Annotated in this window: 20 protein-coding genes, 1 pseudogene and 1 riboswitch; of the genes and pseudogenes, 14 read left to right on the top strand and 7 right to left on the bottom strand. The window is 68.5% G+C overall.

All coding sequences use genetic code 11. From position 1 onward, the window contains the following. Position 1: 1 nt before the first annotated feature. Together mobA and MJ601_RS19080 are read right to left on the bottom strand one after the other, a co-directional pair. On the bottom strand, positions 2 to 523 hold the full coding sequence (gene mobA, locus MJ601_RS19085; RefSeq protein ID WP_242129404.1) for a molybdenum cofactor guanylyltransferase: 522 nt from the start codon (positions 521 to 523) through the stop codon (positions 2 to 4). Next, entirely contained in the window at positions 523 to 1,512 is a 990-nt protein-coding gene (locus MJ601_RS19080) for a threonine ammonia-lyase (protein WP_242129359.1), read from the bottom strand. The genes mobA and MJ601_RS19080 overlap by 1 nt, the downstream gene beginning before the upstream one ends. Positions 1,513 to 1,639: 127 nt before the next feature. Continuing rightward, a riboswitch (cobalamin riboswitch) is annotated at positions 1,640 to 1,836 on the top strand. Positions 1,837 to 2,009: 173 nt separating this feature from the next. Here MJ601_RS19080 and MJ601_RS19075 point away from each other — a divergent pair. Next, positions 2,010 to 3,865: pseudogene (locus tag MJ601_RS19075) on the top strand (TonB-dependent receptor plug domain-containing protein). Positions 3,866 to 3,869: 4 nt separating this feature from the next. Here MJ601_RS19075 and MJ601_RS19070 read toward each other — a convergent pair. Beyond that, on the bottom strand, positions 3,870 to 4,685 hold the full coding sequence (locus MJ601_RS19070) for an ABC transporter substrate-binding protein (RefSeq protein ID WP_242129357.1): 816 nt from the start codon (positions 4,683 to 4,685) through the stop codon (positions 3,870 to 3,872). A 104-nt stretch (positions 4,686 to 4,789) separates the two neighbouring features. On the opposite strand from MJ601_RS19070, the gene MJ601_RS19065 reads away from it, so the two are divergent. Beyond that, positions 4,790 to 5,785, top strand: coding sequence for a FecCD family ABC transporter permease (locus tag MJ601_RS19065; protein WP_242129355.1), 996 nt, complete (start codon positions 4,790 to 4,792; stop codon positions 5,783 to 5,785). Then, positions 5,779 to 6,558: an ABC transporter ATP-binding protein gene (locus tag MJ601_RS19060; RefSeq protein ID WP_242129353.1), complete on the top strand. Its 780-nt coding sequence runs from the start codon at positions 5,779 to 5,781 to the stop codon at positions 6,556 to 6,558. The genes MJ601_RS19065 and MJ601_RS19060 overlap by 7 nt, the downstream gene beginning before the upstream one ends. A gap of 5 nt (positions 6,559 to 6,563) precedes the next feature. On the opposite strand, the gene MJ601_RS19055 is transcribed toward MJ601_RS19060, so the two are convergent. Continuing rightward, complete coding sequence (locus MJ601_RS19055) at positions 6,564 to 7,766, bottom strand: penicillin-binding protein activator (protein WP_491572935.1); 1,203 nt, start codon at positions 7,764 to 7,766, stop codon at positions 6,564 to 6,566. An 11-nt stretch (positions 7,767 to 7,777) separates the two neighbouring features. Here MJ601_RS19055 and rsmI point away from each other — a divergent pair, with 11 nt between their 5' ends. Genes rsmI through MJ601_RS19035 form a run of 4 tightly spaced genes read left to right on the top strand, consistent with a single transcriptional unit; the run spans position 7,778 to position 10,596 of the window. Continuing rightward, entirely contained in the window at positions 7,778 to 8,620 is an 843-nt protein-coding gene (rsmI, locus tag MJ601_RS19050; RefSeq protein ID WP_242129352.1) for a 16S rRNA (cytidine(1402)-2'-O)-methyltransferase, read from the top strand. Continuing rightward, positions 8,617 to 8,970, top strand: coding sequence for a YraN family protein (locus MJ601_RS19045; protein ID WP_242129350.1), 354 nt, complete (start codon positions 8,617 to 8,619; stop codon positions 8,968 to 8,970). Before rsmI ends, MJ601_RS19045 begins: the two co-directional genes overlap by 4 nt. Positions 8,971 to 9,005: 35 nt before the next feature. After that, positions 9,006 to 9,980 carry a glutathione synthase gene (gene gshB, locus MJ601_RS19040; protein WP_242129348.1) on the top strand — a complete coding sequence of 325 codons (975 nt, stop codon included), beginning with the start codon at positions 9,006 to 9,008 and terminating at the stop codon, positions 9,978 to 9,980. Between the two features lie 16 nt (positions 9,981 to 9,996). Then, positions 9,997 to 10,596, top strand: coding sequence for a DedA family protein (locus MJ601_RS19035; RefSeq protein ID WP_242129346.1), 600 nt, complete (start codon positions 9,997 to 9,999; stop codon positions 10,594 to 10,596). Here the strand turns inward: MJ601_RS19035 and MJ601_RS19030 are convergent. Continuing rightward, on the bottom strand, positions 10,593 to 11,489 hold the full coding sequence (locus MJ601_RS19030; protein WP_242129400.1) for a tyrosine recombinase XerC: 897 nt from the start codon (positions 11,487 to 11,489) through the stop codon (positions 10,593 to 10,595). The genes MJ601_RS19035 and MJ601_RS19030 overlap by 4 nt on opposite strands. Before the next feature lie 62 nt (positions 11,490 to 11,551). Here MJ601_RS19030 and MJ601_RS19025 point away from each other — a divergent pair, with 62 nt between their 5' ends. Genes MJ601_RS19025 through MJ601_RS19005 form a run of 5 tightly spaced genes read left to right on the top strand, consistent with a single transcriptional unit; the run spans position 11,552 to position 15,779 of the window. Continuing rightward, entirely contained in the window at positions 11,552 to 12,430 is an 879-nt protein-coding gene (locus tag MJ601_RS19025) for an MBL fold metallo-hydrolase (protein ID WP_491572934.1), read from the top strand. After that, a complete protein-coding gene (locus tag MJ601_RS19020; RefSeq protein WP_242129342.1) occupies positions 12,415 to 13,116 on the top strand; it encodes a DUF4230 domain-containing protein in 702 nt (233 codons plus the stop codon). Before MJ601_RS19025 ends, MJ601_RS19020 begins: the two co-directional genes overlap by 16 nt. Positions 13,117 to 13,149: 33 nt before the next feature. Continuing rightward, positions 13,150 to 14,136 carry a quinolinate synthase NadA gene (nadA, locus tag MJ601_RS19015; protein WP_242129341.1) on the top strand — a complete coding sequence of 329 codons (987 nt, stop codon included), beginning with the start codon at positions 13,150 to 13,152 and terminating at the stop codon, positions 14,134 to 14,136. Positions 14,137 to 14,140: 4 nt separating this feature from the next. After that, positions 14,141 to 14,989 carry a carboxylating nicotinate-nucleotide diphosphorylase gene (gene nadC, locus MJ601_RS19010; protein WP_242129339.1) on the top strand — a complete coding sequence of 283 codons (849 nt, stop codon included), beginning with the start codon at positions 14,141 to 14,143 and terminating at the stop codon, positions 14,987 to 14,989. Then, entirely contained in the window at positions 14,982 to 15,779 is a 798-nt protein-coding gene (locus tag MJ601_RS19005) for a ribonuclease T2 family protein (protein WP_242129337.1), read from the top strand. The genes nadC and MJ601_RS19005 overlap by 8 nt, the downstream gene beginning before the upstream one ends. Here MJ601_RS19005 and MJ601_RS19000 read toward each other — a convergent pair. Further along, on the bottom strand, positions 15,776 to 16,198 hold the full coding sequence (locus MJ601_RS19000; RefSeq protein WP_242129335.1) for a DUF4112 domain-containing protein: 423 nt from the start codon (positions 16,196 to 16,198) through the stop codon (positions 15,776 to 15,778). The genes MJ601_RS19005 and MJ601_RS19000 overlap by 4 nt on opposite strands. An 18-nt stretch (positions 16,199 to 16,216) precedes the next feature. Continuing rightward, on the bottom strand, positions 16,217 to 17,707 hold the full coding sequence (locus MJ601_RS18995) for an ABC transporter substrate-binding protein (RefSeq protein WP_242129333.1): 1,491 nt from the start codon (positions 17,705 to 17,707) through the stop codon (positions 16,217 to 16,219). Positions 17,708 to 17,886: 179 nt separating this feature from the next. On the opposite strand from MJ601_RS18995, the gene MJ601_RS18990 reads away from it, so the two are divergent. Together MJ601_RS18990 and MJ601_RS18985 are read left to right on the top strand one after the other, a co-directional pair. Further along, positions 17,887 to 18,825: a right-handed parallel beta-helix repeat-containing protein gene (locus MJ601_RS18990; protein ID WP_242129398.1), complete on the top strand. Its 939-nt coding sequence runs from the start codon at positions 17,887 to 17,889 to the stop codon at positions 18,823 to 18,825. A gap of 182 nt (positions 18,826 to 19,007) precedes the next feature. After that, positions 19,008 to 19,445, top strand: coding sequence for a hypothetical protein (locus MJ601_RS18985; RefSeq protein WP_242129331.1), 438 nt, complete (start codon positions 19,008 to 19,010; stop codon positions 19,443 to 19,445). Positions 19,446 to 19,474 lie beyond the last annotated feature (29 nt).

Genomic DNA, 19,474 nt, shown 5'->3' with positions numbered 1-19,474 from the left:
ATCAGGGCTTGAGGATCAGTCCGGCCAGATCCTCCGGCCGGTTGATATTGGGCAGCACCCATTCCGGCCGATCGACGAACCGCGCACCGATCCGCTCCAGCCAGCCAAGGATGGAGCGGTTATTGTCCCCGGCCAGATGCGCGTCGAGCAGCGGGGCGAGCGAAGCGGGCCAATAGCCCAGCAATGGCTGCCCCTTGAGCACAGCCGGGCCTGCTCCCAGCAGCGCCTGCGCCAGCGCCACCGGATAGACCGGCATGTCGCATCCGGTGGTCAGCACGGCATCGAAACCCTGTTCCGCCGCATGGTGCAGCGCGGCGTTCAACCCGCCCAAAGGCCCCATGTCCGGCGCCGGCCGATCCGCCAGCCCACCTTCACGCCCGCAGATCACCACCGTCTCGACATGGGGCGCCAGCGACGCCACGGCATGCTCCAGCAGCGTTCGCCCCCGCCACATGGCCAGCGCCTTGTCGCTGCCGAACCGGCTGGATCGCCCCCCGGCCAGCACCGCGCCCAGCAGCCGCATCATGCCCCACCCGCGATGATCCGGGCATAGCTGCCGGGATCGACGTTGCTGCCCGAAATCACGACCACGCTCGCCCCCTCGGCCTGCGGCGCCTTTCCGGCCAGCATTGCCGCCAGCGCCACGGCGCCCCCCGGCTCGGCCACCAGCTTCAGGGCGGAGAAGGCAAAACGCATCGCCTCGCGCACCGCCTCGTCGCTGACCACCAGCCCGCCCGCCAGCAGCGCCTGGTTGATCGGAAAGGTCAGCGCGCCCGGCGACGGCGACAGCAGGGCGTCGCAGATCGACCGCGCTTCGGGCGACACGCTTTCCCGCCTGCCGCTTTTGAGCGATCGGGCCGTATCGTCGAACCCTTCCGGCTCGACCGCATGGACGGCGACGCCGGGGCGCCGCGCCTTCACCGCCGTGGCGATCCCCGACACCATGCCGCCGCCGCCGCAATTGACCAATATCTGGCCGATCGCGACGCCTATCTCTTCGGCCTGCTGCAGGATCTCCAGGCCGATCGTCCCTTGCCCCGCCATGATGAACGGATCGTCGAAGGAGGGCACCAGCACCGCCCCGCGCGCGGCCGCCAGCGCCGTGGCGATCTCCTCCCGGCTTTCGGTCAAGCGGTCATAGGCCACCACCTCCGCGCCCAGCGCGCGCGTATTGGCGGTCTTGATGGCGGGCGCGTCGGCGGGCATCACGATGGTCGCGGGGATGCCCAGCAGCTGCGCGGCAAAGGCCACCCCCTGCGCATGATTGCCCGACGACCAGGCGACCACGCCCGCCTCGCGCTGCCCCGCGTCCAGCCGCGCCAGCCGGTTGTAGGCGCCGCGGAACTTGAACGATCCGCCATGCTGCGCGCCCTCAAACTTCACCAGCACGCGACGGCCGCAGCGCTCGTTCAGCACCGCATTTTCAAGGAGCGGCGTGCGCACGGCGGCAGGCGCGATGACCCGTGCGGCGTCCTCCACGTCGGCGGCGGTGATGGCGAAGTGATCGGACATGCGGCCTCCCTGACAGCCGCCCCATAAAGACCGGGCGGGGCCTCCGCGCAAGGGGCCGCTCCGCTCCCCTTGGCATGGCCGGTGCTTTCCCCTATGGCGCGCGGCGTGGGCGGGGACAGATTCCGCCCGCGAAGAAGATCGCGCCGGTGCTCGATAGGGCTGAAAATGGGAATGGGGTGCAAATCCCCTGCTGTCCCTGCAACTGTAAGCGGCGAGCGCGATGCACGGGGGCTTGGCCCGGCCACTGGACGATCGGGTCCGGGAAGGCGTGCATCGCCGCATGGACCCGCGAGCCAGGAGACCTGCCGGCGTCTGGTCGCTCTTGCCCTGGCCCAGGGGTCGGCCATGGCACGGTGTCTTCCGTCTGAGCGACATGGGGGCGGCGCAGGGCCGCACCGGTGCGGGGGGAGGGCACTGGCGTCTTGCCTTTCCCCTGTCCGGCCGCGTCGCGCGGAAGCCCTGGGCCAAGTCGCAATGGCGCTCAGGAAACAGACAGAATGTTGAAAACCACCATCTCCATCGCCGCGCTGCTGGCGGCGACCCCCGCCCTGGCGCAGGCGGGCGATGACATCATCGTCACCGCGCTCGGCATCGAACAGCCGCGCGACGAGGTGGGCCAGGCCGTCACCGTCATCGACGCCGACACCATCCGCACCCGCCAGACGGTGGAGGTCGCCGACCTGCTGGCGACGACCCCCGGAATCCGCGTCAACCGCGCGGGCAGCCTGGGCGGCGTCACGGGCGTATCGGTGCGCGGCGCGGAAACGACCCAGACGCTGGTGCTGCTCGACGGGGTGAAGGTGAATGATCCCAGCGGCATCGGCGACATGTATGATTTCGGCAATCTGCTGACCGGCAATATCCGCCGGATCGAGATATTGCGCGGTTCCAACTCGGTCGCCTATGGCAGCCAGGCGATCGGCGGCGTGGTCAACATCATGACCGGCACGCCTGCGGAAGGGTTCGCGGGCAATGCCTCGGTCGACTATGGCTATGCCGACACGCTCAATGCCAAGGCCGATATTTCGGGCAGCCGCGGCATCGCGTCGGGCGGCGTCGGGGTCGCCTATCTGAAGACGGACGGCATTTCGGCGGTTTCGCCCGAATTCGGCGCGACCGAAAAGGACGGGCTCAGCAATATCGCGGCCAATGCCCGGCTGAAGCTCGGCTTCACCGACACGTTGAGCCTCGACCTGCGCGGCTATTATATCCGTTCCGACCTGGACTATGACAGCTTCTTCGGCGCCCCCATGGACAGCCCGAACGTCAGCAGGACGGACCAGTATGTCGGCTATGCGGGCGTCAACCTCGCCCTGTTCGACGGCCGGCTGACCAACCGCGCCGCCGTCACCTGGCTGCGCAACGACCGCGATTATTATCCCCGGCGCGGCGCCGATCCGTCCTTCGGCTATTCGGGCACCAATCTGCGCTTCGAATATGCGGGCGTCTACCAGCCCATGGACCAGGCCAAGCTGGTCTTCGGCTATGAACATGAACGCCCGGACTATGCATTTTACGGCTTCGGTTCGCAGGAAAGCCACCGCGCCGATATCGACAGCGTCCATCTCCTCGCCGTCGTGAAGCCCCTTGCCGGCCTGTCGGTGACGGGCGGGGTGCGGCATGACGACCACAGCCAGTTCGGCGGCGCGACCACCTTCGGCGCCAACGCCAACTACACCCCCAATGACGGCACGACCAATATCCGCGCCAGCTATGGGGAGGGCTTCAAGGCGCCGTCCCTCTACCAGCTCTTCGACACCTATAGCGGCAATCGCGCCCTGAAGCCGGAACGGTCGAAAAGCTACGACATCGGTTTCGACCAGCGGCTGGACGGCGGACGGGCGGTGCTGTCCGTCACCGCCTTCCGCCGCGACACGCGCAACCAGATCGACTTCGACAATGCGACCTTCGTCTACGGCAATCTCGACCGCACCCGCGCCCGGGGGTGGAGGCGATGCTGACGCTGAAGCCGGTCGAGGCGCTGACCGTCACCGCGGCCTACAGCTATATCGACGCGCGCGACCGCAACACCGATCTGCGCCTGCCGCGCCGTGCCGCCAATGTGGTCAGCGTATCGGCGGACTATGTCTGGCCGTTCGGCCTGTCGACCGGCGCGACGCTGACGATGGTGGGGGACAGCGTCGACATCATCGCCGATCCGCTGACCTTCGACCCGGTGCGGGTCCAGCTCGACGGCTATGCGCTGGCCAATATCCGCGCGTCCTTCCCGATCATGCGGAATCTGGAAATTTACGGCCGCATCGACAATCTGACCGATGCGCGATACGCCACGGCCTATGGCTATGGCACCTATGGCCGCTCGGCCTATGGCGGCGTGCGTGTCCGCTTCTGACCGTCTACCGGCGTGGCGCAGCGTTGATCTGCGCCATGATGCTGCGCGCGGCCTCGACATAGGCGGGGCCGCCGCACACGGTCCACGCCTGCGGCACGCGGATGCGGGGGATGGCGCGCAATATGGGGTGGTGCAGCATCTCCGTCCCCTGATCGACGACCTTCTCGCTGCCGCTCTCGACGATCAGCCAGTCGGGCCGGGCGGCGATCATCTCTTCCAAGGAGAGCTGCGACAGCGACGGCTTGCCCAGCTTGCCCGCCAGGTTGACGAGGCCCACCCGCTTCATCAGGTCGTCGACCAGCGTGCCGGTCCCGGTCATGTAGCCGCGCCGCTGATAATAGGCCGCAACGCCGCCGCGCCGGGCGCGGGGCAGGGCGGCGAGATCCCGGTCCATCGCCCGGATCAGCGCCTCCCCGCGCTCGACATGCCCGACCGCCGCCGCCACCTGCCGGATCTGCATCAGGATCATCGCATAGCTGTCCGCGCTCGCCAGACCCAGGGTCCGCCACTGCCCGGGCGGCGCGCCCGCCACGCTGCCGCCCATCGGAAAGCCGATCAGCAGGTCGGGCCGGATCGCCAGCACTTCCTCGGCGGGCCGCCTGAGCGTGCGATGCGCCCGCGCCTTGCCGACCGCCGCCGACAGTTCGGGATCATGGCCATAGGGGCTGAGCGCCGCGATCTGCCCCGGATCGGCCAGCGCCAGCACATATTGATCGGCGCAGGTGTTGAGCGAGACGATATGCCGGGGCGGCGCGGGCGCTGGCGCGGCAGCGGTGAGGGCGAGGGCGCAGAGGGCCGTGAGGATTTTTCCATGCCGCATCGGGTCGCTTGTTCTCGCCTTCTTGAACCACCATGCTCCCGCCTTGGCAGGAGCATGATGTGTGCGGGGCACGGGTTTAGCGAGACAGGACGGGTTCGCAAGCCATGACGGCACGCCGGCACCCCCTGCTCCTCCCTGCGCTCGTCGCCCTCGCCGCGCTCGCCGCGCTCGGTTCCCTGACCCTCGGCGCGGTGCCGCTGTCCCCGGCGCGCATCATCGCCGTCCTCACCGGCGGCGGCGATGATGTCGCCCGCGCCATCCTCCTGGACCTGCGCCTGCCGCGCATGCTGCTGGGCCTGATCGTCGGTGCCATGCTCGGCCTGTCGGGCGCCGCGTTGCAGGGCTATCTGCGCAACCCGCTGGCCGAACCCTCGGTGCTGGGCGCGTCCAATGCGGCGGCGCTGGGGGCCGTGGGCGCGCTCTATTTCGGGCTGGCCCAGATGCACCCGCTGCTCCTTCCCGCGCTCGCCATATCGACCGGCCTGATCGGCATCGGCGCGCTGTTCCTGCTTGCCGGGCCTGCCGAAAGCCCGCTTACCCTGATCCTTGCCGGGATCGCCATCGCGACGCTCGCGGGCGCGGGGATCAGCCTGTCGCTCAATCTCTCGCCCAATCCCTTCGCGGCGATGGAGATCATGAGCTGGCTGATGGGAAGCCTGGAAAACCGCAGCTATGGCCATGTCTGGATCGCGCTGCCCTGCGTGACCGTCGGCGCGGCGCTGCTGATCGCGGACGGCCGGACGCTGGACGCGCTGACATTGGGCGAGGATGGCGCGCAGGCGCTGGGCATCGATCTTCGCCACGCCCGCCTGCGCATGATGCTGGGCGTCGCCATCGGCGTGGGCGGCGCGGTGGCGGTGTCGGGCGCGATCGGCTTCGTCGGCCTGATCGTGCCGCATCTGGTGCGGCCGTTCACCGACCGCTCGCCCTCGGCGATCCTGCTACCCTCGATGCTGGGCGGCGCGGTGCTGCTGACGCTGGCGGACATCGGCGTGCGGCTGATCCCGACCAGCAGCGAACTCAAGCTGGGGGTGCTGACGGCCCTGCTCGGCGTTCCGGTCTTTCTGATCCACCTGATGCGGGAGCGGCGGCTATGGTGACGATCCGCACGCAGGGCCTGTCCGTCCGCCTCGGCCGCTATCGGGCGGTACGCGGCATCGACCTCGCGCTGGAGCCGGGCCGGCTGGTCGGCATCATCGGTCCCAACGGCGCGGGCAAGTCCACCCTGATCCGCGCCCTGCTGGGCCTTGTGAAACGGGACGGCGGCACCGTCCTGATCGACGGCGTCGACAGCGGGCAATTCACCCGGCGCGGGATCGCCCGGCGCATCGCCTATCTGCCGCAGGGCCAGACGCTGCACTGGCCGCTCGCGGTCGAGCGGCTGGTGGCGCTGGGCCGGATGCCGCATCTGGGGCCGCTGTCCCGCCTGTCCGCGGAGGACGAGGCGCAGGTCGATGCGGCCCTCGCCCGTGCCGACGTCCTGCACCTCAGGGGGCGGGTGGCCACCGAACTGTCCGGCGGCGAGCGCGCCCGCGTCCTGCTCGCCCGCGCCCTGGCGGTGGGCGCGCCCGCGCTGATCGCGGACGAACCGCTGGCGGCGCTCGATCCGGGACATCAGATCGATGTGATGGACTTGCTCAAGGCCGAGGCCCGCGCCGGATCGCTTGTCGTCACCGTCCTGCACGACCTCGGCATGGCGGCGCGCTATTGCGACCGGCTGGTGCTGATGGATCGCGGCGCGCTGGTCGCCGACGGCGCGCCGCTCGATGTGCTGACGGAGGCGAGCCTCGCCAGCGTCTACGGCATTTCCGCCTGTATCGAACCCGGCGGCGACTGGCCCCTGATCCTGCCGACGGGACGGATCAAGGGCTGACCCGCTTACTCGGCAAAGGCGCGCGGTGCCGGGGCTACGACGGTGAACGTCCCCGCGCCGATCTCGGACACTTCCAGCGCCCGCTCGGCAATCCCGTCGCGCCCGAAGCGGAACGCCCCGTCGATCCCGGCAAAGCCGCCCGCATCGCGCAGCCGCGCCGCCGGGAAGGTCGTGCCCGGCTTCCAGTCTCGCGCGATCCGCACGGTCAGCAGCACCGCGTCATAGCCCAGCGCCGACAGCCGAAACGGCGCATTGCCGTACCGCGCGCGATATTTGGTCGCGAGCTGGCGGTAGAGGCCGTCCGAAACGCTGGCGAACCAGGCCCCGCGCAGCACCGGGCTGGCGGCGATGGCGCTGTCGGTATTCCACAATTCCGTGCCCAGCAGCCGCGCCGTCGCGCCGCCATTCTTCCGCACGATCGGCGCGACCTGCATCGCCACCCGGCCGCTGTCCGCGATCAGCAGCGCGTCATAGCTGGACGACGCCTGCAACTTCCTGACCGCCGCCGTGATCGAGGCCGGGGTCCGGTCGAAGGTCTGCATCGACACGACCGTCCCGCCCGCGCCCTCGACCGCGTGCAGCAGCGAAGTGCCCGACCGCTCGCCATAGGTGCCCTTGGGCACCAGGGCGGCGAATTTCGACAGGCCCTTGCCCCTGGCGAATTCCACCACCCGCTCGATCGACTGGCTGGGATTGTAGCCCATGATGTAGATGCCGTTCCCGGCCACGCTGGTGTCGTTGGAGAAGCTGATGACCGGCACATTGGCCCGCGCCGCGATCGGTCCCACGATCCGGGCGTCCTCCGCCAGCAGCGGCCCCAGGATCAGCTTGTTGCCGTCCGCCAGCGCCTTGTTCACCGCCGCCGCGGCACCGATGCCGGTGTCGTAGGTGGTGATCCGCACCTTGTCGGCCTTGGTATCCAGCAGGGCGAGCGTGGTCGCATTGGCGATCGACTGGCCGACCCCGGCATTGGGTCCGCTCATCGGCACCAGCAGCGCGACGCGGTGGCGCAGCGTGTCGGTGGGCAGGCCTTCGGTGACTTCCGGCCCGGTCTGGGCCGGCCCGGCGGGCTGGGCCGGACCCGGTCCCTTGGGCACGATCGACTGACAGGCGGCGACCAGCAGCGCGGTGGCCGCGAACACAATCCGCCCGGCGCGTTTCATGGAAGCGAACAAGTCCGCTTGCCGGGGGGCATCCGTCTCTGTCATCTGGCGTCCTTATGGAAACTGAAACTTCTAGGCTTGAGGCAGGGCTTTACATCGTTGCAGGGCCGATCGGCAACCTTGGAGACCTAACCCCCCGCGCGGCGCAAGTCCTGCGGCTGGCCGACGTGGTCGCCGTGGAAGATACACGGGTCAGCGCACGTTTGCTGCGCCATGCCGGGTCGGACCGGCCGATGGTCCCCTATCACGACCACAGTGCCGAAGGGGTGCGCGCGCGCCTGGTCGAGCGGATGGCGGGCGAATCGGTGGCGCTGCTGTCCGACGCGGGAACGCCGCTCATCTCCGATCCGGGCTACAAGCTGGTACGCGACGCCCGCGCGGCGGGGCGCCGGATCACGACGCTGCCCGGCCCCAGCGCCGCCATCGCCGCGCTCACGCTTTCGGGCCTGCCGACCGACCGTTTCCTGTTCATGGGTTTCCTGCCGTCGAAGCAGAAGGCGCGCGGCGATGCCCTTGCCGAGGTCGCGGCCCTGCGCGCCACGCTGGTCTTCTACGAAAGCGGCCCGCGCCTCTCGGAAAGCCTCGCCGCCATGGCCGGTCATCTGGGCGACCGCGAAGCCGCCGTCAGCCGCGAGATCAGCAAGGCATTCGAGGAAACGGCGACCGGCACGCTCAGCCAGCTGTCCGCCCGCTACGCCGACGCCCCGCCGAAGGGCGAGATCGTCGTCATCGTCGGCCCTCCCGGCGAGGCGCCCCCCGCCAGCGCAGAGGATGCCGACGCCGCCCTGCTCGAAGCGATGGAACGCCTCCCCGTCTCCAAGGCGGCGGGCGAAGTCGCGAAGAAGCTCGGCCTCGACCGCCGCGCCCTTTACGACCGCGCGCTGGAACTCAAGGGGTGAGACGGCCAGCAGCCGAAAAGCGCGGCCGGCAGGCCGAACGCATCGCGGGCTGGTGGCTGCGCTTGAAGGGCTGGCAGATCGTCGGCCGCCGGATGCGCACCCCTGCTGGAGAGGTCGATCTGGTCGCCCGGCGCGGCAGCATGCTCGCCTTCGTCGAGGTGAAGGCGCGGGCCACCGGCGCCGGGCTGGACCTCGCCATAGACGAACGCCGCCTGTCCCGCGTCGCGGCGGCGGCGGAAATCCTGTTCCACGACCTCGCAAAGCCGGGCGACGACATGCGAATCGACGTGATGCTCCTTGCGCCCGGCCGCCCGCCGCGCCATCTGGCCAACGTCTGGCATGGGGGCTAAGGGCCTTCCTGCACTGGAAGGGAATGTAAAGGCCAATGACCCAGCTCAACCCGCTCACCGTCGCCGTGCAGATGGACCCGATGGAGGGCATCAACATCCGGGGCGATTCGACCTTCCACATCATGCTGGCGGGGCAGGCGAGGGGGCATCGGCTCTATCATTATCTCGCGCCCGACCTTACTTATCGCGACGGCCGCGTGCTGGCGAAGGCGCGCCCGGTCAAGGTGCAGAAGGTCGACGGCGACCATTTCGCCTTCGGTGCGCCGGAGCTTCTCGACCTCGGCCGCGACGTCGACGTCGTGCTGATGCGGCAGGACCCGCCCTTCGACCTCAGCTACATCACCGCCACCCACCTGCTCGAACGGGTGCAGGAAGAGACGCTGGTGGTGAACGACCCCGCCTCCGTCCGCAACGCGCCGGAAAAGCTGTTCGTGCTCGACTATGCCCGCTTCATGCCGCCGACGATGATCACCCGCGACCTCGACGAAGTGCGCAGCTTCCTCAGCCAGCATGGCGAGGTCGTGGTGAAGCCGCTCTACGGTAATGCGGGCAACGCCGTCTTCCATGTCGGGCAGTCCGGCGCGAATCTCTCCGCGCTGGTGGAACTGTTCAAGGCCTCCTGGGTCGAGCCTTTCATGGTCCAGGCCTTCATTCCCGGCGTCGCGCAGGGCGACAAGCGCATCGTCCTCATCGACGGCGAGGTGGCGGGCGCGATCAACCGCATCCCCGGCGCGGGCGAGATTCGCTCGAACCTCGCCGTGGGCGGCTCGGCGGCCAAGACCGAACTCACCGACCGGGAACTGGAAATCTGCGCCGCCATGGGGCCGGAACTCAAGCGGCGCGGCCTGCTGTTCGTGGGCATCGACGTGATCGGCGGCGAATGGCTCACGGAAATCAACGTGACGTCCCCGACCGGCATCGTCTCGATCGACGCCTTCAACGGCACCGATACGGGCGGCATGATCTGGGACGCGATCGACGCTCGCCTCGCGGCGAGGGCGGCCGCCTGAGCTATAGCGCCCAATCATGACCGACTGGGTACTGCGCCTGATCGACGCGGGCGGCTATTGGGGCGTGTTCGCCCTGATGGTCATCGAAAACGTCTTTCCGCCCATCCCCTCCGAACTCATCATGGGGATAGGCGGCATCCGCGTCGGCCAGGGGCGGATGGACATGGGCTGGCTACTGTTCGCGGGCACGGTGGGCACCACCGTCGGCAATTATTTCTGGTATCTGATCGGCCATGTGCTGGGCTTCGGCCGCCTCAAGCCGATCGTCGACCGCTACGGCCGCTGGGCGACGCTGGAATGGAGGGATGTCGAGGCGCTCGATCATATCTTCGGCAAATATGGCCAGATCGTCGTCTTCGTGTTCCGCTTCATGCCCGCCTTCCGCACCATGATCTCGCTGCCCGCAGGGCTGTTCCGCATGGGCCATGTGCGCTTCCTGCTCTGGACGGCGGGCGGCGCCCTGGTCTGGAACATCATCCTCGCCTATGCTGGCTATTTCCTCGGCCAGAATTTCCGCGACATCGACAAATATGTCGGCCCCGTCGCCACCGCCTGCGTGATCGGCGCGGTGCTCTTCTATCTCTGGCGCCTCGTCACCTGGAAACCGAGAGGTTAGGCGCGCGGATGGGCGTTGCGATAGACGTCCAGCAGATGCGCGGCATCCACCTGCGTGTAGATTTGCGTCGAGGACAGGCTGGCATGGCCCAATAATTCCTGCAGCGACCGCAGATCCGCGCCGCGCCCCAGCAGATGCGTCGCGAAACTGTGCCGCAGCGCGTGGGGCGTCGTCCGCTCCGCCAGCCCCAGCCGCCCGCGCGCGCCCTGCACCGCCCGCCGGATCAGCGCTGGCGACAGCGGCCCGCCCCGCGCCCCCCGGAACAGCGGCGCCTCCCGCTCCATGCCGAACGGGCAGAGCGCGACATAGCTTTCCAATGCCTGCCGCACCTGCGGCAACAGCGGCACGATCCGGGTCTTGCCCCGCTTGCCCATCACCCGCAGCGTCTCGCCCAGCGGCAGCACCGCCCCGGTCAGGCCCATCGCCTCGCCGATGCGCAGCCCCGCGCCATAGAGCAGCAGCAGCACCGCCCAGTCCCGCGCGCCGATCCATTCCGCCCGCGCCGTTTCGGCAATATCCTCCGCCAGCGCCACCGCCTCGTCGGGCGACACCGGCCGGGGCAGCCCCCGCTTCACCCGCGGCCCTTTCAGCAGCGGCACCCGCGCCTCCTCGCCACCCATGAACTTCAGGAAGCCGCGCACCGCCGACAATTCCCGCGCCGCCGACGCATTGCCGATCCCGTCCATCCGCCGCGCCGTCAGAAAGGCGCGCAGGTCGGCCTGGCCGACGCCCGCCAGCATCGCCGCCGTCGCCGCTTCGCCGCGATGCTCCTCCAGGAAGGCGAGCAGCCGCTCCGCCGTCGCCACATAGGCGCGCACCGTGTGCGCCGAACGCCGCCGGTCGAGCATCAGATGCCGCCGCCAGCCTTCGCAAAGATCGCCCGAAGCCGTCATGGCGCCATGATAGGATCGGGAATCGCCCTTGAAAACCACCCCCAAATGGGCACATGGGGAATATGGCTACCTCCTTCGATCCGGCCGATCTCCCGACCGGGGCGCTCATGCAGCTTTCCCCGCTGGTGGGGCGCGTTCTCGCCCCCAATCCCTCGGCCTTCACCTATACGGGCACGCAGACCTATCTGGTCGGCACGCGGGAACTGGCCGTCATCGATCCCGGCCCGGACGATCCGGCGCATATCGCCGCGCTGATGGCGGCGATCGGCGGCCGTCCGGTGCGGGCGATCCTGTGCACCCACACCCATCGCGACCACAGCCCGGCCGCCGCGCCGCTCAGTGCCGCGACCGGCGCGCCGGTCATCGGCTGCGCGCCGCTGACGCTGGACGATGACGGCCCGCGCGCCGACGCCGCCTTCGACGCGGCCTACCGCCCCGACCGGGTGCTGAAGGACGGCGAGCGGCTCTCCGGCACGGACTGGACGCTGGAGGCGGTCGCGACCCCTGGCCACACCTCCAACCATCTCTGCTTCGCGCTGGTGGAGGAAGGCGCGCTCTTCACCGGCGATCATGTCATGGGCTGGTCGACCAGCATCGTCTCGCCCCCCGATGGCGACATGGCCGCCTATATGGCCTCGATGCAGCGGCTGCTGGACCGGCCGGACGCCGTCTATTACCCCGCCCATGGCGACCCGGTGGAAAATCCGCAGCGGCTGGTGCGCGGCATGATGGGCCACCGCAAGCAGCGCGAGGGGCAGATAGTGCGCTTCCTGGAGCGGCACGGCGCGTCGGAAATCCCGACCATGGTCGCGGACATGTACAAGGGCGTCGATCCGCGCCTGCACGGCGCCGCGGGCCGGTCGGTCCTCGCCCATCTCATCGACCTCGACGGGCGCGGCATCGCCGCCGCGACGGGGGATGGACGATGGCAGTTGCGCTGAAACGCCTTGCCGTTCCCCTGCTGGCCGTGGGCGCGGCGATGCTGGCCGGCTGGCAACGCCATCAGCGCGACTATGTGGTCAGCGTCGAGGATGACGGATCGGCCGTGACCAGGGTCATCGCCCAGCGTTTCGCAGGCGCCTCCAGCCTCAAGGTGTCGGAACTGTCCGGCACGATCCAGAGCACCGCGCAGGATGTGCGCGGCTTTGGCTGGCTGAAATCGGATCAGGTCGTGAAGATGCCCTTCTCGGTCGATTATTTCATCGACTTGAGGGGCATCGATGCCAGCGACCTCGAATGGGATGCAAGGACCCGCACGCTCATCGTCAACGCGCCCGACGTGCAGCCGGGCCGGCCCAATATCGACGAGAGCCGCCGCACGCTGGTCCAGACCAACGGCCTGTTCGTCACGCGAAAGGCGGGCGAGGAGCTCAGCCGCCGGACTTCGGCCCATGCCACGGGACGGGCGGAGAAGGAGGCGCGCTCGCCCGAACGCATGGCGCAGGCGCGCGATTACGGCCGCGCGGCGCTGGGCAGGCTGCTCGGCGCGCCGCTGGGGGCGCTGGGCTATGGCGATGCGCGGGTGATCGTCACCTTCCCGCCGGAACGGGCGGATCGGAATCGCGAAAGATGGGACGTCACCACGCCGATCAACGAGGTACTGGCCAACAGGCGACAGGCCCGCTAGGGGCGCGCATGGAGGCCGAGAGGAGTGAGGCACATGACTGCGATGACCACCATTCCGCAGGGGATCGACCTGCGCGCGGAGATCGACCGGCTGCGCAAGGAACGCAATGCCGTCATCCTCGGCCATTATTATCAGAAGCCCGAAATCCAGGACCTGTCCGATTTCGTTGGCGACAGCCTCGAACTCTCGCGCAAGGCGGCGGAGACGGACGCCGACGTCATCGCCTTCTGCGGCGTGCGCTTCATGGCGGAAACGGCGAAGATCCTCTCCCCTGAAAAGATCGTGGTGCTGCCCGACATGGACGCGGGCTGCAGCCTGGAGGACAGCTGCCCTCCCACGCAGTTCAAGGCGTTCCGCGAGGCGCATCCCGACCATATCGCGCTGAGCTACATCAATTGCTCGGCGGAGGTGAAGGCTCTCAGCGACATCATCGTCACCTCCTCCTCGGCGGAAAAGATCCTCGCGCAGATCCCGAAGGACCAGAAGATCATCTTCGGGCCCGACAAGCATCTGGGCGGCTATCTCAAGCGCAAGCTCGGCCGCGACATGCTGCTCTGGCCGGGCGTCTGCATCGTGCATGAGGCGTTCAGCGAAACCGAGTTGCTGAAACTCAAGGCCCAGCATCCCGACGCGCCGATCGCCGCGCATCCGGAATGCCCGCCCTATATCGTCGACCATGCCGATTATGTCGGCTCGACCAGCGGCATATTGGAATTTTCCAAGACCATGCCCGGCGACACGCTGATCGTCGCCACCGAACCGCATATCATCCACCAGATGCAGAAGGCGGTGCCGGAAAAGACCTTCATCGGCGCGCCCGGCGCGGACGGCAACTGCAACTGCAATATCTGCCCCTATATGGCGCTCAACACGATGGAAAAGCTCTATCTGGCGCTGCGCGACCTCCAGCCGCGCATCGAGATGGACGAGCAGCTGCGCCTGGGCGCCAAGAAAAGCCTCGACCGCATGCTCGCAATGGCGAGCGGCACGGTGGGGCAGGGCGATCTGGGCGCGCGCTGAGGCCATGAGCTTCCATCTTCCCGGCTTCGATCTGGACGCCTTCATCGCCTCCACCCTGGCGGAGGATCTCGGCCCGGATGGCCGCGACGTCACCAGCGAGGCGGTGATCCCGGCCGGTGAGGTCTTCGAGGGGGTGATGGACAGCCGCGACGCGGTGACGCTGGCGGGCCTGCCGATCGCCGCCGCCTTCTTCCGCGCGCTCGATCCCGATGTGGAGATCGAGCTGCTGAAACAGGATGGCGACCGGGTCGCCGCGGGCACCGACATCATGCGCATCCGCGGCAGCGCGCGCGCCATGCTCACCGCCGAACGGTCCGCGCTCAACACCGTCCAGCACCTGACCGGCATCGCCACCATGACCCGCGCCTATGTCGATGCGATCCTGGGCACCGGCGCGATCCTGCTCGATACGCGCAAGACCATTCCCGGCCTGCGCGTGCTGGAAAAATATGCGACCCGGATGGGCGGGGCGACCAATCACCGCATGGGCCTGTGGGACGCGGCGATGATCAAGGACAATCATGTCGCCGTCGCCGGATCGGTGGAGGAGGCGGTCCGCCGCGCCGTCGCCGCCGGGATCGAGCGCATCATCGTGGAGGTCGACCGGGTCGACCAGATCGAACCCGCGCTGGCCGCCGGGGCGACCCATCTGCTGCTCGACAATATGGACGCGCCTACCCTGCGCGGCGCCGTCACGCTGGTGGGCGGCCGGGTGCCCACCGAAAGCTCCGGCGGCGTGACGCTCGACACCATCCGCGCCAAGGCGGAAACCGGCGTCACCTATATCAGCGTCGGCCGCCTCACCCAGTCGGCCCCGGCCGCCGATATCGGACTGGATTTCGCCTTTGCCTAAGGCCCTGCTCCTGGCGCTCGCCCTGGCCGCTCCGGTCCCCGCCCTGGCGCAGGCGGCCCAATGCACCGTCCCGGCGCAGCCGCCGCGCCCCCGGCCCGACCTGCCCGGCGATGCCCAGCCGCGCCGCCTGCTGCCGATCGGCGGCTACACGCTGGCGCTGACCTGGTCGCCGCAATATTGCACGGATGCGAAGGGCCCGGACGATGCGTTCCAGTGCGGCGGCGGCAACGGGCGCTTCGGCTTCACCCTGCACGGCCTCTGGCCCGACGGCGTGGGCAAGGACTGGCCGCAATATTGCCGCTCGGCGGATCTGCTGCCCCGCGCCGTGATCGCGCAGAATCTCTGCAACACGCCCTCCGCCCAACTGCTCCAGCATGAATGGGCCAAGCATGGCAGTTGCATGACGACCAGGCCGGAGCGGTATTTCAACCTCTCCCGCACCTTGTACCAGTCGCTCCGCTATCCCGACATGGCGGCGCTGGCCCGCCGTAAGGCGCTGACCGCCGGCCAGTTCGCACAGGCTTTCGCCGCCGCCAACAAGGACCTGCGCGCCGACATGCTGCGCGTCACCACCACGCCCGGCCATCGACTGAACGAGGTCTGGCTGTGCATGGACAAGAGCCTGGAATTCGCCCGCTGCCCCGCGCATCAGGGCGGCGCGCCCACCAACGCCAGCCTGCGCATCACCCCCGGACCCCACATCCCCAACCCCCGCCGCACCCCGCCGGTGCGCAGGCCGGACCTGCCCCTCGACGTCGATCCGACGAACGCCGGCAGGCCCGGGGATTAACCCTCGACAGTCACGGTCGAGGGATGATGCCTGTCCATATGCTTGCGGATGATCCGCAGATTCTTCGTGTTGGACTTGTAGAAAAAGTCGAAAACATCCCCGGCAAAGGGAATGGCGCCGATCACCGTGTCGAAGCCGACATTGGCCGCCATCCGCGTCAGCTGCCATTTCGACATGCCCAGGTTGCGCGCTTCCCACACGATCCACGCACCCATGGCCGCGGTCGCCAGGTCGCCCACCACCGGGATCAGACCGACCAGACTGTCCAGGCCCACGCGCCGGTTGGTGCCGGGAATGACGAACAGCCCTTCCAGCACCGCTTCCATCGCCTCGATCCGCCGCCGCACGGAGGCCGGGTCGCGCCCGAAGCCCGGCATGTCGCGCACGATCCGGTCGAACTGGTCCTGAGAAATCGCCATCATCATCCTCCAGAAGCCCTAGTTGGTGCTCCTGAATAGATGGTTCAATGGGTGCCGCGCGCGCGGCGACGCCGTGAAGCCGGTCAGCCGCCGCGCCACCAGCGACCAGCGCACCGGCGCGCCCAGCGCGATGAAGCCGTTATGCGCCTGCATCAGCGCCTCGGCCTGCGCCACCCGCGCCCTCCGCTCGTCCAGGCTGCTGGCCAGGCTCGCCGCCTGCAACGCGGCCTCGGCCTCGGCCGAACAATGCACCTTGCGCGCACAGCCGATCCGCCCCAGATACCAGAGCGCGCTGTCATAGGCGGCGACCTCGTCGACCAGCCGCAGCTCGGCCTCCTGCTCCATCCCGACCCGCTCGACCGCCAGCCCGATCTGCCCCAGATCGTGCCGCACCAGCCCGAACAGCATGGTCGCCCCCGGACCCTGCGGCAAAGCCACGCGCAGCACCGGCGGATCGCCATTGTCGCTGCGCCAGCGGGTCATCACCGCCTGTCCCTGCGCCCAGCGATCCTCCATCGCCAGCCCGCTCCAGTCCGGCGCGGCGGGCGGTCCCGGCAGGTCGAGCTGCCCCGGCACGATCTGCTCGGTCGTGGCCCATCCGCCGACCGGGAACATCGCCGGCAACTGGCTGCGGTCGATCGCCATGTTGATCGCGCGCCGCACCCCGTCATCGTCCAGCAGCCTGCCCTGCCCGGTGATCGCCAGCCCCAGCAGCCCCTGCACCGGATCGATCCGCACATCGTCGCGGTCGACCCCGGCGGGCACCAGCATCGGCAGGTCGGAAAAGCGCCCGCCCAGCACCAGCGCCGCCCGGCCCTGCTGGAACCGCACGATGGCCAGCGCCGCCCGCTCCGCGCGCAGGATGCGCGTCTGCCAGGCCGGCACCGGCAGCTCGTCGCCGGACTCGTTCGTCGCCCGCTCCACCGGCGTCAGCACCAGCACCTTGCCGTGCGCCCTGCCGCGATAGGGGCCGGTCCCGCCGTCGCGCGACAGGATCGCCATCTGCGGCTGGGCCAGCATCTGCAGCACATAGGGGCGCGGCGCCGCCAGCCGGATCTCGATCACCTCGCCGGTCATCGCCACCACATCGCGGATCGCATCCAGCGGCCCGTCGGGGTCCAGCCGCCGCAACGCCTCGATCCGCGCCGTCAGCAGCCGCGCGACATCCTTCGCCGTCACCCTGCTGCCATCGGGCCAGACGGCGCGGCGCAGGCGGAAGATATAGCTGCGCCCGTCATCCTCGACGATCCAGCGCTGCGCGAGCGCGGGCAATATCTCCCCCCCGGCGTCGAAGGCGACCAGCCCCTGCGCCGTCGCCTCCAGGAACAGCTTCGATCCCGGATCGGGCAGATTGTCGAGCGGCCTGGCGAAATCGGCGGCCGTGCCGATGACGCTCACCGTCACCGGCCCGCTGCCCTCGTCCGAACAGCCCGCCAGCATCATGCTCGCAAGCGCGACGCCTCCGAAGGCAAGGCGGGCGAAGGGCAGGCGGGGAGGAGCGAAAGCCATGGTCCCCGACAGGCTTAACCCGCAACCCGCCCGCCGCCAACCGCCTTTGCAACCGCCCGCCGGCACGCCGCGACCGGGGCGAGGGGAGGCCATGAAAGGCCTGTCCCATAGCGGAACAACTTTTCGTTAACCATGACTCCGCATTGGCCGCTCCCCCGCATATCTCTATGACTTTCGATATGCGCTTCTTCTCGACCCTCCTGCTGGTGTCCGCCGCCGTGACGGCGAGCGCGCTTGCGCAGGGCGTCGCGTCCCCCTTCACCGTGGCCGAAAGCGGGCGCGGCTATGCGACCCTGCGCGATGCCATGGCGGCGATCGGCAACGGCAGGGGCACGGTTCTGGTCGCGCCGGGCCGCTATGCCCAATGCGCGGTGCAGCAGGGCGGCGACGTCACGCTCCGCGCGCAGCAGCCGGGCACGGTGATCCTCGACGGCGTGACCTGCGAACGGAAGGCCGCGCTGGTGCTGCGCGGCCGGTCGAGCACGATCGACGGCATCATCTTCCAGAATCTGCGCGTGCCCGACGGCAATGGCGCGGGCATTCGCCTCGAAAGCGGCAACCTTACCGTCACCAACAGCCTGTTCCGCAACAGCGAGGAAGGCATATTGACCGGCGACGCGCCCGGCAACGCCATCAGCATCGACCGGTCGACCTTCCGCCATCTGGGCCGCTGCGACCGCGACCTGGCCTGCGCGCACGGCATCTATGCGGGCCGCTACGGCAGCCTGACGGTCACCCGCTCGCGCTTCGACCTGGGCGACGGCGGCCATTATCTCAAGACCCGCACGCCGCGCGTCACCATCACCGGCAACAGCTTCGACGACAGCGGCGGCCGCCTGACCAACTATATGATCGACCTCTCCAACGGCGCGAGCGGCACGATCAGCGGCAATGAGATGGTGCAGGGCCGGGACAAGGACAATTACAGCGCCTTCATCACCGTCGCGCCCGAGGGCCGCGAACAGGACAGCAGCAACCTCTCCATCGCGGGCAACAGCGCCTCCTTCGTGCCGGGCCTGCAACGCACCAGCAGCTTCGTTGCGAATTTCACCGGCGACGCGGTGAAGATCGGCCAGAACCGTCTGGCCAGCGGCATCAGAATCACCGACCGCCGCTGACCGGCGCCGCCCGGAACCGAACGCTCAATCAGCCGTCACCCCGGACCTGATCGGGGTCCCGCTTCTTCATTGACTGCCCATGGGATGGAAAGCGGGATGCCGGGTCAAGCCCGGCACGACGAAGGGGGACTGGCGTAAAACGACCATTTGTTGCCGTCCGGGGTTCTTGCTACTGATCCCGTATGACGACCTTGAAATCGGGATGGCTATCGACGCTATTGAGGCGTCAGCAACGTGCGGCTGCTGCCCCAGCTATTATTAAAGCATGGTCGCTCGCGGGATTTATTGCTTCTGCGCTATCTCAAGATGTCCACGATGAACTGGTCGAGAGGCTGAGGGCCAAATCTGGCTCGCGCAGGAATGGAAGCAAGCCTCTAACCGACGCCCTCGCGAACTTAGAAAATGTGAGCGATATGGTAGCCGTCGTGGGTTGGAACGTAGATATCGAACCGGGCATATTGCTATCTGGAAAGGCACTTCGTCAGCCCGAGGACTGCTGGCGCCGGATATATCCAGATGGATTTGTGGTTTGCGACCAACCGCTGTCTCAATTCCTAATTGTGGATTTTGATGATGTTGGTTGCGTTATTGATGAGCTTCGTCTCAGTAACGGTGATTGACGGCAGGTTTACGCGTTCAAACACCTCAA

Origin of the sequence: Sphingobium trunci, assembly GCF_022664535.1 — a bacterium.
Taxonomy (GTDB): domain Bacteria; phylum Pseudomonadota; class Alphaproteobacteria; order Sphingomonadales; family Sphingomonadaceae; genus Sphingobium.
This window is presented reverse-complemented; position numbering and strand designations above follow the sequence as displayed.

Coding starts and splice junctions, on each gene's coding strand:
- MJ601_RS19060 (WP_242129353.1), top strand. CDS start 5,779: ATGGTGACGATCCGCACGCAGGGCCTGTCCGTCCGCCTCGGCCGCTAT.
- gshB (WP_242129348.1), top strand. CDS start 9,006: ATGACCCAGCTCAACCCGCTCACCGTCGCCGTGCAGATGGACCCGATG.
- nadA (WP_242129341.1), top strand. CDS start 13,150: ATGACTGCGATGACCACCATTCCGCAGGGGATCGACCTGCGCGCGGAG.
- MJ601_RS19030 (WP_242129400.1), bottom strand. CDS start 11,489: ATGACGGCTTCGGGCGATCTTTGCGAAGGCTGGCGGCGGCATCTGATG.
- rsmI (WP_242129352.1), top strand. CDS start 7,778: ATGGAAACTGAAACTTCTAGGCTTGAGGCAGGGCTTTACATCGTTGCA.
- MJ601_RS19025 (WP_491572934.1), top strand. CDS start 11,552: ATGGCTACCTCCTTCGATCCGGCCGATCTCCCGACCGGGGCGCTCATG.
- MJ601_RS19070 (WP_242129357.1), bottom strand. CDS start 4,685: ATGCGGCATGGAAAAATCCTCACGGCCCTCTGCGCCCTCGCCCTCACC.
- MJ601_RS19055 (WP_491572935.1), bottom strand. CDS start 7,766: ATGACAGAGACGGATGCCCCCCGGCAAGCGGACTTGTTCGCTTCCATG.
- MJ601_RS18995 (WP_242129333.1), bottom strand. CDS start 17,707: ATGGCTTTCGCTCCTCCCCGCCTGCCCTTCGCCCGCCTTGCCTTCGGA.
- MJ601_RS19020 (WP_242129342.1), top strand. CDS start 12,415: ATGGCAGTTGCGCTGAAACGCCTTGCCGTTCCCCTGCTGGCCGTGGGC.
- mobA (WP_242129404.1), bottom strand. CDS start 523: ATGCGGCTGCTGGGCGCGGTGCTGGCCGGGGGGCGATCCAGCCGGTTC.
- MJ601_RS19065 (WP_242129355.1), top strand. CDS start 4,790: ATGACGGCACGCCGGCACCCCCTGCTCCTCCCTGCGCTCGTCGCCCTC.
- MJ601_RS19000 (WP_242129335.1), bottom strand. CDS start 16,198: ATGGCGATTTCTCAGGACCAGTTCGACCGGATCGTGCGCGACATGCCG.
- MJ601_RS19080 (WP_242129359.1), bottom strand. CDS start 1,512: ATGTCCGATCACTTCGCCATCACCGCCGCCGACGTGGAGGACGCCGCA.
- nadC (WP_242129339.1), top strand. CDS start 14,141: ATGAGCTTCCATCTTCCCGGCTTCGATCTGGACGCCTTCATCGCCTCC.
- MJ601_RS19035 (WP_242129346.1), top strand. CDS start 9,997: ATGACCGACTGGGTACTGCGCCTGATCGACGCGGGCGGCTATTGGGGC.
- MJ601_RS18990 (WP_242129398.1), top strand. CDS start 17,887: ATGCGCTTCTTCTCGACCCTCCTGCTGGTGTCCGCCGCCGTGACGGCG.
- MJ601_RS18985 (WP_242129331.1), top strand. CDS start 19,008: ATGACGACCTTGAAATCGGGATGGCTATCGACGCTATTGAGGCGTCAG.